Origin of the sequence: Endozoicomonas sp. ONNA1 (assembly GCF_024606325.1) — a bacterium.
In the GTDB taxonomy this organism is placed as follows: Bacteria; Pseudomonadota; Gammaproteobacteria; order Pseudomonadales; family Endozoicomonadaceae; genus Endozoicomonas_A.
Genome location: NZ_JAHHPN010000827.1, coordinates 1 through 14,778, shown reverse-complemented (window position 1 = coordinate 14,778; position 14,778 = coordinate 1). Strand labels below are relative to the sequence as shown.

General features: G+C 50.5%; 12 protein-coding genes. 2 read left to right on the top strand and 10 right to left on the bottom strand.

The window, feature by feature from the left end; translation table 11 throughout:
• Positions 1–108: 108 nt before the first annotated feature.
• The 7 genes from KDK19_RS19635 to KDK19_RS19605 all read right to left on the bottom strand — a co-directional run bounded on the left by KDK19_RS19635 (position 109) and on the right by KDK19_RS19605 (position 8,136).
• Positions 109–3,246, bottom strand: coding sequence for an efflux RND transporter permease subunit (locus KDK19_RS19635; protein ID WP_257280276.1), 3,138 nt, complete (start codon positions 3,244–3,246; stop codon positions 109–111).
• Positions 3,243–4,433 carry an efflux RND transporter periplasmic adaptor subunit gene (locus KDK19_RS19630; protein WP_257280275.1) on the bottom strand — a complete coding sequence of 397 codons (1,191 nt, stop codon included), beginning with the start codon at positions 4,431–4,433 and terminating at the stop codon, positions 3,243–3,245. Before KDK19_RS19630 ends, KDK19_RS19635 begins: the two co-directional genes overlap by 4 nt.
• Positions 4,434–4,440: 7 nt before the next feature.
• The gene (locus KDK19_RS19625) at positions 4,441–5,847 is read right to left on the bottom strand and encodes an efflux transporter outer membrane subunit (protein WP_257280274.1); all 1,407 of its coding nucleotides are present in this window, start codon (positions 5,845–5,847) and stop codon (positions 4,441–4,443) included.
• 84 nt (positions 5,848–5,931) lie between these two features.
• On the bottom strand, positions 5,932–6,432 hold the full coding sequence (locus KDK19_RS19620) for a protein disulfide oxidoreductase (RefSeq protein WP_257280273.1): 501 nt from the start codon (positions 6,430–6,432) through the stop codon (positions 5,932–5,934).
• Between the two features lie 19 nt (positions 6,433–6,451).
• Positions 6,452–7,018 (bottom strand): DUF4202 domain-containing protein, encoded by a 567-nt coding sequence (locus tag KDK19_RS19615; protein ID WP_257280272.1) that lies wholly within the window; start codon positions 7,016–7,018, stop codon positions 6,452–6,454.
• A gap of 124 nt (positions 7,019–7,142) precedes the next feature.
• Entirely contained in the window at positions 7,143–7,664 is a 522-nt protein-coding gene (locus tag KDK19_RS19610) for a flavin reductase family protein (RefSeq protein ID WP_257280271.1), read from the bottom strand.
• A gap of 148 nt (positions 7,665–7,812) precedes the next feature.
• Positions 7,813–8,136 carry an SCP2 sterol-binding domain-containing protein gene (locus KDK19_RS19605; RefSeq protein WP_257280294.1) on the bottom strand — a complete coding sequence of 108 codons (324 nt, stop codon included), beginning with the start codon at positions 8,134–8,136 and terminating at the stop codon, positions 7,813–7,815.
• A 309-nt stretch (positions 8,137–8,445) separates the two neighbouring features.
• On the opposite strand from KDK19_RS19605, the gene KDK19_RS19600 reads away from it, so the two are divergent.
• Both KDK19_RS19600 and KDK19_RS19595 read left to right on the top strand, forming a co-directional pair.
• Positions 8,446–9,342: a 1,4-dihydroxy-2-naphthoyl-CoA synthase gene (locus KDK19_RS19600; RefSeq protein WP_257280270.1), complete on the top strand. Its 897-nt coding sequence runs from the start codon at positions 8,446–8,448 to the stop codon at positions 9,340–9,342.
• 115 nt (positions 9,343–9,457) lie between these two features.
• The gene (locus KDK19_RS19595; RefSeq protein WP_257280269.1) at positions 9,458–10,204 is read left to right on the top strand and encodes an enoyl-CoA hydratase-related protein; all 747 of its coding nucleotides are present in this window, start codon (positions 9,458–9,460) and stop codon (positions 10,202–10,204) included.
• Between the two features lie 7 nt (positions 10,205–10,211).
• Here the strand turns inward: KDK19_RS19595 and KDK19_RS19590 are convergent, their stop codons facing one another.
• The 3 genes from KDK19_RS19590 to KDK19_RS19580 all read right to left on the bottom strand — a co-directional run.
• The gene (locus tag KDK19_RS19590) at positions 10,212–10,670 is read right to left on the bottom strand and encodes a YcgN family cysteine cluster protein (protein ID WP_257280268.1); all 459 of its coding nucleotides are present in this window, start codon (positions 10,668–10,670) and stop codon (positions 10,212–10,214) included.
• 85 nt (positions 10,671–10,755) lie between these two features.
• Positions 10,756–12,246 (bottom strand): anion permease, encoded by a 1,491-nt coding sequence (locus tag KDK19_RS19585; protein WP_257276420.1) that lies wholly within the window; start codon positions 12,244–12,246, stop codon positions 10,756–10,758.
• 81 nt (positions 12,247–12,327) lie between these two features.
• On the bottom strand, positions 12,328–14,778 hold a 2,451-nt coding region (locus KDK19_RS19580; RefSeq protein WP_257292682.1), incomplete at its 5' end, for a hypothetical protein.

Here is a 14,778-nt window from a genome sequence, read left to right as displayed (position 1 = left end):
AATTGGTTCTGCGGCTTAGAGTCGGTTTTAGCATGAAAGTTCATGACATTGATGTTAGTGAAACTAACACCTACCAGAAAGGCCGCTTTTTTCAGCGGCCTTTTTGTATCAGGGAGTTGAGCTCAAAGCGGGTTCTTTCCCTCGACTTTCCTGAAACCAGCTCTTGAGGTCATGCCCTGCACCGATCAGACAGGGAATGATCGCCAGAGTGATAAAGGTGGCAAAGAGAATGCCAAAGCCCAGAGAGATCGCCATGGGGATGACCATCTGTGCTTGACGGGAAGTCTCGAAAATCATTGGAGCCAATCCACCAAAGGTGGTCAGTGTCGTCAGAATAATAGGACGGAAACGTCGGGTTGCGGCCTGATTAATGGCTTCTCTCCAGTCCTTTCCATCTTTTCTGTGTCCGTTGTAGGTGGTCAGTAGAATGAGACTGTCGTTCACCACAACGCCACAAAGCGCTATGATACCCATAAAACTGATCATGCTCAGGGTGTAGCCCAGTATTATATGACCCAAAAAAGCGCCTGCTACCCCAAAAGGAATGGCTGCCATGACCAGTAGTGGCTGGGTAAAGCTCTGAAAAGGTATAGCCAGCAGAGCGTAGATCAAAAGCATGGCCAGCAGGCTCGACTTCAAGAGCGCACTCATGCTTTTTGCTGCACGTTTCTGGTCTCCTCCCAGATCGATTTGTAGTCCCGGATACTTAGCCTGAAGCTCCTCAAATACATTGTTTTGAAGAGAGCTGATGATCTGCGGTGTAGAACCCCTCGGGTTCACTTCTGCGGTAATATCAACGGTTCTGCTGCCATCTCTGCGGGTTACGCTTGATGGGGCAGTACTCTTGCCAATGGCTGCGACACGGGTCAGAGGAATATAGCTGCCGTCGTCAGTACGGATCATCATATTGAGAAGATCGGCTTCACTCTGCCTCAATGCTTCATTTAACATGACTTTCACCGAGACTTCGTTTCTTCCTTCCTGCTGCTTTATGGCTGTTATGCCAAAGAGAGCATTGCGCAACTGTCGTGAAATATCGTTAGCGGTGAGCCCCAGAGCCATGCCTTCATCACTGATGCGGATATCCAGCTGAGGATTACCACTGGCGAAACTGCTGGAAATATCCGTGACTCCGCTAAATTGTTCGAGTTTCCCTACGAGAAATTCACTGGACTGGCGAAGAACCTCAGTGTCTGTGTGGCTGAGTTCAACGGTCAGGGCAGGATCACCTCCCGGACCATGACCTGTCGTACTATACGTGATGCTCAGGAGCCCCGTCAGTTCGCCATTCGCTTTCCGCCACAGGTTAGCGACTTGAGCAGTACTGATCGGGCGTACATCAGGAGTAGTCAGGTTCAGAGAAACTCTGATTACGTCGTTCTCAATGATGGTTGAAAGGCCGCTTACCAGTTTATCGCCGCCATTTTCCCGGGCCACTTCCTGTGCGCCAGCTTCAATGATGGCCAGCGTTTCCCTGATTTTGCTTTCAGAACTACCGTATGGGTGAGTGGCAGTGACCCTGACAAAGCTGGCATCGGTTCTGGGCATCAGATAAAAGCCCAGTCTGCCGCTGGCCTGCCAGGCTCCGACCAGCACGACAATAGCCATAGCAATGGCAAGTGACAGGTATTTACGATCAAGAACGCTGTTCAGCACAGGCTTGTATCTTGTATTTATAAGCAACATTAGACGTTTATCAATACTTTGCTGTACGTTGTCCAGCCATTGACCCATTTTGCCTTTTGGCCTGTCTTTTGTTTGCCCCAGATGGGCGGGGAGAATAAACAGAGCCTCGATCCATGAGATGGCAAATACGCTGATGACCACCAACGGCGTCGCCTGTTGAAGTTTGCCCAGCATGCCGGGGAGAGTCAGAATCGGGAGAAAAGCCACCATGTTGGTCAGGATACTGAACGTCAGTGGTACGGCGACGTCTTTGGCCCCGAGAATAGCGGCCCTGGAAAAACTCATGCCTTCCTGACGACGATGGTAGATGTTTTCACCGGCAATAATGGCATCATCCACTACAATCCCAAGGGCGATAATAAAGGCAAACATCGAAATAATATTGATGGAAACATCCATTCCGGGCAGTAATAGCATGGCGCCCAGGAAAGAGGTTGGAATTCCCATCGTAACCCAGAACGCCAGACGGTACTCCAGGAACAGACTCAGCAGAACCAGTACCAGCAGCAGTCCCAGAAAGGCATTTTTTAGCAGCAGATTCATCTGGTTTTTGAAGTTTACCGAGTCATCATCGGTGATCTCGATATTCACTCCGGGAGGCAGCTCCGCTCGTATTTCAGGAAGAATATTTCTTACGATATCCGATACACCGACGGGCGTTTGCTCACCCACACGGTAAACGGTCAGTCCGGCTGCCAGTTGACCGTTATAACGTGCCTCCGTACCATCGTCGTCGAAATCATGGGTGAGTGTGGCAATGTCTCCCAGTTTTAGCGTGCTGCCACTGGTCAATGTTTTGACCGGAACATCACGGAAAGCATCAGCCTGTTCACGACGTTCCTGAACCCGGACACTGATGTCGCCCCCGATAGCATTAATTTCTCCGGAAGTTTGATCGAAAGCATGCTGGCTGAGGGCTTCAGAAACCTCTGCCAGAGTCAATCCATAGCGTTGCAGCTGGTCTTGATCGATACTGATCCGGATCTCATGCCCGGGCTCCATATCCAGTTCAATCTGGGTGAGTCCGGGATCTCGCTGTAAACGGTCTCGAATGTTTTCTGCTACGGTTCGCAAAATCCGCTTATCGACCTCACCGTAGATCATGATTTCCATGACGTCTCTTTTACGGCTTTTGACGGATATCCGGGGTTTTTCGGATTCTTCAGGCAGAGTGCTGATTCGGTTTACTGCCTGATCAATATCCTGTAACAGTTGGTTGGCATCGTATCCTTCCATCACTTTGACGGTGATTGAGGCTGAGCCTGAAACCGACGTAGAGTTAATCTCATCAATGCCTTCAATGCCCCGGATGGCATTTTCAATAGGTAACACAATGCCCAGATCAATCTCTTCGGGTGTTGCTCCTGAGTAATTGACAGCCACTTCGATCCTGTCAACATTGAATTCAGGCATGATTTCTTTCTTGATGTCCCATGTGACAAACAGGCCACCAATAATCAGAAAGAGCATCAATAGATTCGGAGTGATCCTGTCACGAGCCATCCACGCGATAGCGCCTTTATGTTCAGTCATATCGCTCATGGCTTTTATATCGCTCATGGCTGCTTACCTTCAAAAATAGGCTTTTCTGCTGTGCGCAGTGGCAGGCCATTGACAGGTGTCGTCAGCGAAGAGCTGATCAGCTGGTCGCCATCTTCAAGGCCAGAGAGCAAGATCGCTTTCCCTGAGTCACGATAGATAGGTGATAAAGTTCGAATTTCGAGGGTGCTACCCCGGGTTAGCACCCAGATCTGATTGCTGTTTCTTATCAGTGCTTCAGGCACCACAAAGGCGTCGTCCACTTTTTTACCCACGATCTCTGCGCTAAGAAGATCATTCACCATTACAGGAGGCTTGCCCTTATTCTTTTCCCTTTGAGACAGCGGGTCCTCAATCTCAATAATGACCTTTGCCATAAGAGATCCGTCGTTCAGTTCGGGAGATACAGAGATCAGCCTTCCCTGACGAGAGTCTCCACTCCATTGAGGACTGGTGATTACTACAGAACTGCCGCTGGAATGTTCGTTGGCAAAATTCAACCATTTCAGCTGCTCGACAGGTACTTCCAGCTCTATCCAGAAACGGTCAGTTGAGATCAGCTTCATCAGGGCAGTGCTGTTGCTGACCTGACTACCGGGGTAAACGGAGTTGTTAATGACCTGGCTATTAAACGGTGCCGTTATTTGTGTGCGTCTAAGGTTCAGTTTTGCCTGATCCAGACTCGCCTGAGCCCTGATTAAACCTGCTTTAGCCGCTTCCAGTTGAGGTTGCCGAAGGACCAGGGCCTCTTCTTCCGGGGAGAGTTTATGGCCTGTCAGTTCGTACTCCTGCCGGGCGATATTCTGCTGACCCTGTTCCAGCTTCAATTCAGACAATGCCTGAGCGACAGCGGCTTCCTGTTCCCGAACAAGAATCTCATATTCATCCTGATCCAGAGTCACAAGCAGCTCACCTTTCTTGACACGGGAGCCTGGCATCAGGCCATCAAGGATACTGTCTATCCTGCCACTGACCTCTGGATAAAGAGTGACAAACTGACTTGGGATAACGGTGCCCAGACCCCTGAGACGAATGTTGACGGTTTGCTGCTCAACCGTAACTGTCTCGACCATTTGGGATTTTTTCCCGGGTTCGGCACGACTGGCTTTGGGAGAGGTCGTCATCAGCAGCCATGCTGTAATAATCGAGATGGCAAGGATCAATAGGGGGGCAGCAGGCTTTCTCAGGTGTTGGGTGGTTGGATTCATTTTCATATCAGTTTATGGGCTGAGCCTTGTCTTGTTCAGTGCCTGTCATGCTTTTATTCCGGACGAGCTCTTCTGCATTCAGATCACCCGCCAGAGCCCGGTGAAGTTGAATTCGCTCGGCCAGAAGATTGCCCTTGCTGATCAGTTTCTGCTGTTCCAGATCCAGTCTGCTGTTTTGTGCGGTTAACACTTCAAGGAAAGTGCTGTCACCATTCTGATACCGGGTCAGTTTGAACTGTTCTGTCTTGATAGCTAACGACAATTGTTTATCGATACTTTGTAGTTGCTGTTGCTCAGACTGTTCACGGGTCAATGCTGTTTCCACTTCCGTAAAGGCTTCGAGAATCGTTTGGGAATAAGTATTCAGGGATTCGCTCAAAGCCGCTTGCTGACGTTCGACTTCAGCTTTGCGCAGTCCACCATCAAAAAGGGGCGCGATCAGCCCCGCCGCCAGATGGCCTGCCCAGTCATTCACCAGAGAAGAGAAGTTTGAGCTGGTGGATAACAGTGAGGCCGTGAGATTGATCTGAGGCAGCCGGTCAGCCTCGGCCACAATCAATTGCTGATTTTGACGCTCGACATAAAACCAGGCCTGCCTGAGATCCGGACGACGACTCAATAAGTCAGCCGGTAAGCCTGTTGAGGGTAAAGGTTTCAGTTCCGGCGTTTTCGGGATATCGATTGAATGCAGTTCGATGGCTCCGGTCAACAGAGCCAACTGTTGGGAAGTCAGTTGCTGTTGACGCCTGGCAGCTAGTCTTTTGGCATTAAGATTTTCCAGAAGCTGTTGCTGTTGCAGCAGATCTTCTGCCTGCGTCTGACCGTATCGGAATCGCAGTTCAATCACGGACAGCTGACGGTTCAGGTTTTCAATCTGCTGATCATAGAGTTTGATCAGGGATTGTTGGGTGACCAGCTCGTACCATTGACGGGCTATCTCAGACGACAATGTTATAGTTGCAATGTTGAGTGCTTCGCGGCTGGCGAGAAGCTCGAACGTTGCAGAGGCTTCACTGGCGGCAAGGCGTGACCAGAGATCTACTTCATAGCTGGCCATCAATCCGATCTGAAATTGCTCAACATTACCGGAAGACTGCTTGGTGTGGCGGCCTTCGAAGGTTCCATCAATAGTGGGCACCGATGTTGCTCCGGACTGTCTGGCAACGGCTTCAGCCTGACGAAGTCTGTCTGTTGCTGCTTTCAGACTGAAATTATTGGTCAATGCTGTTTCAATAAGGCTATTGAGCCGGGGGTCGTCAAAGCTTTGCCACCAGAGGCTGGTCTGAGCTTCATTGCCTGACTGAGAAAAGGTCGTTGGCAGAGAAGTTTTTGGTGGCGATAAGGTGCTGTGTGTAGCACAACCCGACATCAGGAGAAGCAAGGTTCCTAATGCCAGACAACGTGGGTATTTCATGGCTGAAAAATGATTGACTTTGATCAGCCATTATCCTGAAACCGTGATTTCAGATCAAAGATAATTACTAAACGACCAGATAGCCTATCGATTTATCCACAATCTTGCCAGCATTCCGGCCTTGGTGGTGAAGCCCGTTGTGATGGACTTTATTTCACCTTTTCTGATGATGAAAATGGCAGGCGTCACGCTGACGTTCCAGGCTCTGCTGGTAGAGCCCTGAGGGTCATTAATGACGGGAAAGTGTAAATCTTTGGCATTGAGGTATCGGGCCACTCTCTCATTGTCGCCTGAGACCATGGCCACGGTAACGACCTGATGATCTTCTGATAAATCACTGACCGCAGGGCTGACCCAGTGACAGACCCGGCACCAGCTGGCCCAGAAATAAAGCAGGACCGGTTTCTCTTCAGACAGTTTATAGAGGTCGATTTCTGCTCCGTTAACAGGCATTGCGCGCAGTTCCGGAGCCGCCCCCGAAGGCATGTCTCTTTGCAGATAGACGTTGTATGCCGTCATGACTATAGCCGCGATTAGCAGGGTGAAGATAGCTTCCCGAATGAATTTGCCAAGACGTATGCTCATTGAAATCCTGTGTTTTGTGTTAAGTCAGTGCTTTCTGGATCAGGCTCAGTGCTTCGGCAGGCAGATCCATTGCCAGCGCCTGCTGGTGGGCCTGTTCTGACATTTTGGCCCAGGTCTTCTGGACGATTCGAAGCACTTTATCTTCCGGATGCTGTCTGGCAAAGTTCAGGAAATCGGTTTCGATAAACACCAGACAGGCACAGTCTTCCAGTGTCTGGGCTTCAGCATTGCGCTTGATGCCCAGTTTGCGAATGATACTTTCGGTCTGCTGGCAGCTCTCTTGACTGTAACCATTTTCCTGCATGACCTTGACTGCTTTTCGGGCGTGCAGTTTGCCCAGTTCTGTCCGCCATTTAAGGTAGCCAGGCCGATCCATCGGGAATTCTGAACGTGGAATTTCCCAACGGCAAAGATGCTGGCTGCGAACGGCAATCTGCAGTTCTTCGGAGGCATCCGGACATAACTTATCGAGCCATGCGGACATATTCTCTGCATAGATCAGTTCTTTGGCTTTGCCTTCGATGGTTTCAGGGTCTTGTTCATGCAGCTTGTCTATCGCTGCCAGAGTTTGTTGAATACGGCTCATAGGCTTTTTGTGATTTTGTGGGTGGGCGTTGATAGTGGAAGATAAACTTCACTGCGATCGGAAGAATCGTACGATGAGTTCCGAAGCACAGGTCAGTTAATCTGTGTTCCGGAATCTATCATATTCAGGCGGCTTTTTCTGTTTCAGGCAGCTCGGTGAGAGTGCCGTATTGTTGTCGGGCATAAATCAGAGGCGATGAGCCGCGGTTCAGGCGAACCTCGCGAACATGGCCAATACAGATAGAGTGTGTGCCTGATGTATTGATTTCCTCCAGTTCGCAGACGACACTGGCCAAAGCGTCGTCCAGCATAGGTGCTCCGGATTGAGAGCTTGTCCAGTTACCTGCTTCCAGAAATCGTTGCTCGCCTCTGGCACCGGTGCTGCCGGCAAAAACATCAGACACACTCTGCTGGTCTGTGCTCAGGACATTGATACAGAAATAACCGCTGGCTCTGATTTCTGCCAGTGCCTGTACGTCTTTATGGATGCAAACCAGCATGGAAACGGGTTCCATGGATAAAGAGCATACGGCTGTGGCGGTAAGACCGTTTCTTGATCCGTCATGTTGAGAAGTAATGACGTTGACGGACGCTGCCAGTTCCTGCATGGCCTGTTTAAAGTCCGAAACCAGAGACTGATCACTCATAAAACTGCACTCGTGCTTGGAAGGGAATTGAAAATAGGTTTTTACGTCAAATTGGGTACTATGATACCAATCAAACAGTAGGGCCGATAGAGAGACCAAGACCTGCTGATATTCAACAGGTCCGGGAGGTCGTCAACTCAGGAAAAGGTCATTCGCTGCGAAAAAAGTCGTTGAGTTTGGTCGCCAGCATCATATTGCCTTCAGTGCGAACCTTGCCAGCCATGAAGGCCTGCATGCCGTCCAGTTCACCGGTCATGATACCGACAAAAGATTCACTGTCGGTGATTAAGGTGACATTGGAGTCATCACTGGTACCCTTGACCACACGACAAGTGCCGTTATCAATGGCGACGTGATAGGTATCTCCGTCCGTGATATCAAACTGAAAAATCAGTTGTTGCCCTACTGCTGCATCGGCAACAAAACGTCTGGGCATCTCATCAAAGATTTCTTGCACCGTGGCCATTGTTATAACTCCGTGAGTATTATTCCTGTATACCCTGAGGCTCTTAGGTGGGTCAGGTTTTTATGTGTTGTAAGATATTCGCAGATCATATCTGATTTTTATATAAAGCTCTCTTGGATATTGCTTTGATTTACAAAAAACAACTCATGGTGAAGGTTTTTCATAACCCGTCGACAGGGCTATGATTCAGTCTGTCCGGCGGGCTTCTGTATAATAGTTGTTATGTGAATCAGGTACTGGCGCTGTTTGGCCGTTGTGCGACAATTGTTCGCTAAAATCTTTTGTTGCTATGGCATACGTGCCTCGGGAGGTCTTATGGTTTCTGAAATCTTCAATCCGGAACATTGGCAGGAAGTAGATGGGTTTGAATTCGAAGACATCACTTATCACCGGGCCAGACATCAGGGAACCGTGAGAATTGCCTTTAACCGACCCGAGTGTCGCAATGCTTTTCGGCCCAAAACGGTGGATGAACTGTTCCGGGCGCTTGAGCATGCGAGAATCTCCAGCGATATAGGCGTTGTGATTCTGACAGGCAACGGTCCGTCACCGAAAGATCGGGGTTGGGCTTTCTGTTCCGGAGGAGACCAGCGTATTCGTGGCAAAGACGGTTACAAGTATGAGGGCTTGCCCCGGGATGAGGTCGATCCGGCTCGTCTGGGACGTTTGCATATTCTCGAGGTTCAGCGACTGATCCGGTTTATGCCCAAGGTAGTGATGGCGGTTGTGCCCGGCTGGGCTGCAGGAGGTGGACATAGCCTGCATGTTGTCTGCGACCTGACACTGGCTTCTGCAGAGCACGCTGTTTTCAAGCAAACCGATCTGGATGTGGCCAGCTTTGATTCGGGTTATGGCTCAGCTTATCTGGCCAAGATGGTTGGACAAAAGCGGGCCCGTGAAATCTTCTTTCTGGGACTGGATTACTCCGCTCAGGAAGCCTTTGAAATGGGCATGGTCAATAAAGTGGTGCCTCACGCAAAGCTGGAAGCATTGGCGCTGGAATGGGCCGGGATAATTGGCGAGAAATCCCCCACAGCCGTCCGTATGATGAAGTTTGGCTTGAACATGACTGATGATGGTATGGTTGGCCAGCAGCTGTTTGCTGGTGAAGCGACTCGGCTGGCCTATGGCACTGAAGAAGCCAGAGAAGGTCGTGATGCCTTCCTGGATAAGAGACCCAAGGACTTTTCTCGCTTTCCCTATCACTATTGAGGTTGGGTTATGGAGTTAGTCTATAGTTTCACTGGCCGATGGCTGCTATTGTCTGACGCACAATTGAGCCAGCGGGCTCAGTAAAATAAGAAAACAACTCTCAAAGGTGGTGAATTTGTCTGAAAATAATGTAGTGCTTGAGCAAAAGGGTCCGGTTCTGGTTGTGACCATGAACAGACCGGACAAAAAGAATGCTCTGACCAGTGTCATGTATGCCGATATGGCGAGGGCGCTGGCCGATGCAGATAACAATGATGCTGTTCGTGTCGTCCTGATTCAGGGATATACGGATGCCTTCACAGCAGGCAATGACCTGGGTGACTTTCTGAAAGAAGGTGTGGGTCTTGATTCCCCGGTAATGACTTTCCTTCGTCAGCTGGTTGCTTTGGAAAAGCCTCTGGTGGCAGCGGTCAGCGGTGTCGCTGTCGGTGTTGGCGTCACCATGTTGTTACACAGTGACCTGGTTTACATTGCTAAAAACGCCAAGCTGAGATTGCCGTTTGTGAATCTGGCCCTGGTGCCAGAGGCTGCTTCCAGTCTTCTGCTACCCCAAGTGATGGGTCATCAGCGTGCTGCAGAACTGCTGATGCTGGGAGATTTTTTTGATGCAGAAACAGCCCGGGATTATGGAATTGCTAACGAAGCGGTGGATACCGACCATATTTTTGAACATGCTCTGGCCAAGGCGGAAGAGTTGGCCACCAAGCCGAAAGAAGCATTAAAGTACACAAAACAGCTGCTTAAGCAGTCATACCGCAGTGATGTGGAAAAAAGACTGACCGATGAAGGCACTCTTTTTGCCGAACGACTTAAGTCGGATGAAGCCCGGGACATTATGGGCACCTTTATGGGGAAAGCCTGATGGTCAGTCATCCTTTACAAATAATGTAATCAAACCAGTCTGAGGGGTCTGGCACCTCTTCTTCGGATACGATCGGTTTTGCTTTGACCGAAAAACCTGCTTTGTGCACTGAATCCGGATCACCCGTGACCAGAGGGTGCCATTCCGGAAGATCATAGCCCTCATGCAATAACCGGTATGCACAGCTGTCGGGCAGCCATGGGAGGTGTTCGTGCATGGTCTTGGGGGTGAGCATAATACAGTCGGGCACAAACTTGCGGCGATGTTTGTAGTTTTGACAACGCCCCGTTGGCAGATCCAGTAATTTGCAGGAGATGGCCACGGTATAAATCTCCTGGGTGTTGTCGTCAATGAGTTTGTTCAGACAGCAACGCCCGCAGCCATCACAAAGAGACTCCCATTCATTACGGGTCATGGCCTCCAGGCTTTTGGTGCGCCAGAAAGGTTCTTGAGCAGGGATGGACATAGGCTGGAAATCGGGTGGTATGAGAGTGTGAAACCTACCGCAAATCTTCAGGTAAAGAAACAGGCGACTTCACACTCTGGTTTATTTACTGAGCCGGAGACAAGAGTCCGGTCCACTGCCACCAGGTCATGGAGAAGAGTACAAAGGTCAGCAGACAGGCCAGAGTCAGCAGCAAGCCGATCCGTGCAAATGTTTTCGCCTGGAAGGTGCCTGTAGAATAGGCCACCATGTTTTGGGGGGAATTCACCGGCAGGATCATACCAAAGCTTACGGCAAAGAGTTGCAGAAGCACCAGCCCCATGGCGTTATGCATCATAGTGTCTGGCAGGGTGTCGGTGAAAGCCAGGAACACTGGCAGTAATGCCACGGTCAGGCTCATTGCCGAAGCAAACCCCAAATGCATGACCACCGTAAACAACGTCATCGCAAACACTAGCAGGGCCAACGTCATGGTGTGGATTTCCATGGATGAGAAACAGCGTTCTGCCAGCCAGGCAGCGGCGCCTGTACTGACCAATTGTTGACCCAGACTAATGCTGACGCCAAACATGACGATGACGCCCCAGGGAATGCGCTTCTCAATATCTTTCCAGCTCTCAAAGACGCCTGTTCCGGGCAACAGCAGGCAAACGGACATCAACAACATGGTGGCTGGAACGGTAATGTGGTGAAGCGTACCTTCTGTCACCCACAGGCTGATCAGCAGAACGGTAAACAGAGCCAGTTTCTTCTGTTGGAAAGACCAGGGTTCGGAAGAGGTGTGCAGGCAACGGCTGATGTCATCTTTCAGCGAGTGCCCTTTTACCTCAGCTTTCAAAATGAAATACAGGATGACGGTCATCAGGGCTGACCAGGGGCCGGCATGGATCAGCCATTGAATCCAGGTCATGGTGAAGCCACTGTGTTCATGCATCAACTCAAGGCCTGCCACATTGTGGCCGGTCGCCGTCATGACGCCGACATTCCATATGGTACTGACCTGGGCAGCCCCCATGATCAGTACCGCCGCCAGACGGCTTTTAGGGTCCAGACCCAGTGTGGCGATCACTCCTGCCAGAATGGGAACCTGAACAGCAGTACGCCCCGTGGGTGAAGGTATCATAAAGGAGAATACCACGCCGACCAGGAGGCAGCCGGCAATGATGGCGCCGTGACTGGGGCGAATGCGCGACAGAATTGCCAGAGCTATACGTTTATCCAGCTCAGTGGACTGCATAGCGGCGGCCATGATCAGGGCACCGGCTATAACAATGATGCTGGGCGATGAAAAGCCTTTCATGGCCAGCCCCAGTGCTTTACTGGTACCCAGAATGGTACCGGTTTCACTGCTGGGGACAACACCTGTCAATAGAGTAACCAGTGCCGCAATGAGCAGGGCACTGATGGGGTAAGCCAGGGCTTCAGTTACCCAGAGGATGACCGCCATGACCAGAATGCCCAGCATGATCTGGCCATAAGCGGTCAGGCCCTCCAGAGGCAGAGAGATCACCAGCAGGAGTGCGCAGAACGACAGGGGAACAGCCAGTCTTGCGGTCCATTGCCTGAGTGCAGTCGGGTTTTCCAGATGACTGGACATAATTAATACAACCTCATTCAATTATTAGTGTTCGAAGGAGAGGAACCCTAAAGTCTAATAAAGGATGAGGTTCTTGCAGGATTAATCGTCTTTCAGGACAAAATTTTGCAGAAAACCGTACTCTTGTTCCATATCTTCTGTGTCTTCCAGCAGGTTTTCAGGGTCCTTCAGATGACCCTCAGGGGTGTGGTGCTCCGAGAGTTTTTCAGTGAGCGCCTGACAGTGGAAGACATGTTCTCTGGCCGAGGTCTGGCCAGCTTCGGGATATAATGGCTTTTTGATGGCTGTGGCGCCAATAGCCGTGAGAGTGAGAATGCTGTTATCAGACTCAAGGGTTTCAACGGCGGGAGATAGAACCGTCTTTACCGGTGAAAAAGTAGACAGGGACTTTTGTCTCAAGTGCTCCGGCCGGATGCCCCGTTTGGGCAGTTCCATCCGCTCCGCTACCGTTTCAAACCAGGCCGCCAGAATCTCCCGACGTATTGCTCCTGACTCTTCAGGAGTGGCCAGATATTGAAGGGAAGCCTCTGCCGCCTGAAGAAATTGGCACAGTGGTCGGGGGAGCTCCATATCAATCTGGATGGATTGTCGGCTTTCGGTGTGAACCGTTTTCAACGGCAACGGTTTATTTTTTATTGCGAGGTGGAGCTTTTCCAATTCCTCTGAAAGTAAGTACTGACGGTTGTTCTCAAAACCTTCCTTCCCCTTCCTTTCGATCAGATTGAGCCGGATACCGGCCAGAACGTTCTTTCTCACTCCGGGCAGTGCGGGCGCCTCATGACCCAGTCTCGCCCGCAAATGTTTGACCAGAGCGTCGCTGAATGACGGGTCGATCACCGTAACATTGAAAGGACTCTTTGCCGGAGGTTCGATCAGAGTTGGCGACTGGGGTAATGAAAATTCACATCGACACGCTATGCGCTTTGGTGGCTTGAAGGGCTCCCCTTTGACAGCCTCATGGAATGCATTGTCGACGCTTTCTGTTTCCAGATAGCCAGCACTGGCAGCGTTAGGCACTGCGTCGGCATTGATCAGGAGGTCAACAGGGACTTTGTTGCTGTGGGTGTTCTGCTCGTCCTGATGTTCCAGATGAACAAGGTATTTTCCATCTTGCTGATCAGGCGCTTCAATATCGACAACCCCGGTATTGGAGACCATTTGAAGGGGTGATGAATCAAGCCTTGCCATATCAAGAACCTGAGCCCAGAGGGCCTGATGCAGGGTGTCTGCTGAAATTTCTCCAAACCCGTCCGGGTCAAGCCGTCCTGAGTTTTTGTCATTGTTTTGAGGTGAATTGTTTTGAGGCGAATGCTGTTCATGGGCCGGCAGTCGGGTAAACAGTGAGTCAAACTCACTACCGAGATAAAAGCGTAATGCTTCCATCCATTGTGGGTCTAACCGCAGTGTCCCGGTGGGAGTATGGAGGGGCTCGACACTCAATAACAGGGTGACATCAGCGCCTGCTTCAACTTGTGTCAATGCCGCCAGCAGGCCGTGAATGTCCGAACCATCGATGACGACCTGTGGGTGGTATTCTGCTTCGTGATGTTTATCCAGAATCCATTGGTTAAGGTGGGCATCAATGACAGGGCTGTTAAGACTGGCAAGATCATAAAGTTTCGATAACGTCTGCCTGGCATCGTCGTCTGGCCAGTTACGTCCATCCAGCAGGAGGGAGTCTCCCCATTTTCTCCCGAGGTGCCGTGCTACTTCCAGTTTCTGCTTTTTGGCTGCGATAATGGCCTGTAACTCTTCCTGAGTAGGTGTTTTCCCGTCGCTGACTTTCTCTCTGATTGCAATAGGGTCAACCTCTTTCAGTTGGTCAACCAGCTGAGCAAAAGACTCATGTTCTGTGCTGTAAGTTAACAGTTCGTCCTCAAGCTTCTCCCTGACATCCACCAGATTTGCTCTGGCTTCCAGGGGATAGTCGCTTTCGTCGGGGTCATCGATCTCAAAGCCCAGGTCTTCCATTAATTCGTCGGTAGCTTTGACCTGCTCAAGAAACTCCAGCTGAAAAGCATCAACTCTTATGGCCGGATCACCGTTAGGGTGGGGCACTTTGCGAAAACTGAGTTCATTAATGTCTCTGACCAGGTGTTGGGTCAGTTTGAAACGCATGGGAGTGCTGATTTCACTCATCTCATCTATGCATTCGCTGAACGCTTCGGGCGACATGTCGATTTTCAGCTTTCGAACAGCCTGCCACATTTGTTCGGTTTGCCGTTTGTTGTAATGAGAAGACAGACCAGCAGCGGCAAAGCTCTGCTCCAGCTGCGCTTTCAATTCATCCGAGCTATCGGCTGTAATTTGTTCGAGAAACTCGCAGGTGTAATACAACCAGAGAAACTGATCTGCGTCTGCCAGGTTGATCGAAGGCAGCTTTGACTCCAGCTCTTGTCGAGCCTCTTCGAGCATCTGTAAGGGGGCTTTTGGAAAAATGATCGGACGCACAATCTGATCCTTTGAGGCCAGACTGAGAGGTCCGTATATCTGGAAGACCGGGGCATCAGGCGGGCCTTCCGGCAACTTCAC

What these genes read in the sequence shown, in the direction of transcription:
- KDK19_RS19635 (WP_257280276.1), bottom strand. Translation starts at nt 3,246, where the DNA reads ATGAGCGATATAAAAGCCATGAGCGATATGACTGAACATAAAGGCGCT.
- KDK19_RS19630 (WP_257280275.1), bottom strand. Translation starts at nt 4,433, where the DNA reads ATGAATCCAACCACCCAACACCTGAGAAAGCCTGCTGCCCCCCTATTG.
- KDK19_RS19625 (WP_257280274.1), bottom strand. Translation starts at nt 5,847, where the DNA reads ATGAAATACCCACGTTGTCTGGCATTAGGAACCTTGCTTCTCCTGATG.
- KDK19_RS19620 (WP_257280273.1), bottom strand. Translation starts at nt 6,432, where the DNA reads ATGAGCATACGTCTTGGCAAATTCATTCGGGAAGCTATCTTCACCCTG.
- KDK19_RS19615 (WP_257280272.1), bottom strand. Translation starts at nt 7,018, where the DNA reads ATGAGCCGTATTCAACAAACTCTGGCAGCGATAGACAAGCTGCATGAA.
- KDK19_RS19610 (WP_257280271.1), bottom strand. Translation starts at nt 7,664, where the DNA reads ATGAGTGATCAGTCTCTGGTTTCGGACTTTAAACAGGCCATGCAGGAA.
- KDK19_RS19600 (WP_257280270.1), top strand. Translation starts at nt 8,446, where the DNA reads ATGGTTTCTGAAATCTTCAATCCGGAACATTGGCAGGAAGTAGATGGG.
- KDK19_RS19590 (WP_257280268.1), bottom strand. Translation starts at nt 10,670, where the DNA reads ATGTCCATCCCTGCTCAAGAACCTTTCTGGCGCACCAAAAGCCTGGAG.
- KDK19_RS19585 (WP_257276420.1), bottom strand. Translation starts at nt 12,246, where the DNA reads ATGTCCAGTCATCTGGAAAACCCGACTGCACTCAGGCAATGGACCGCA.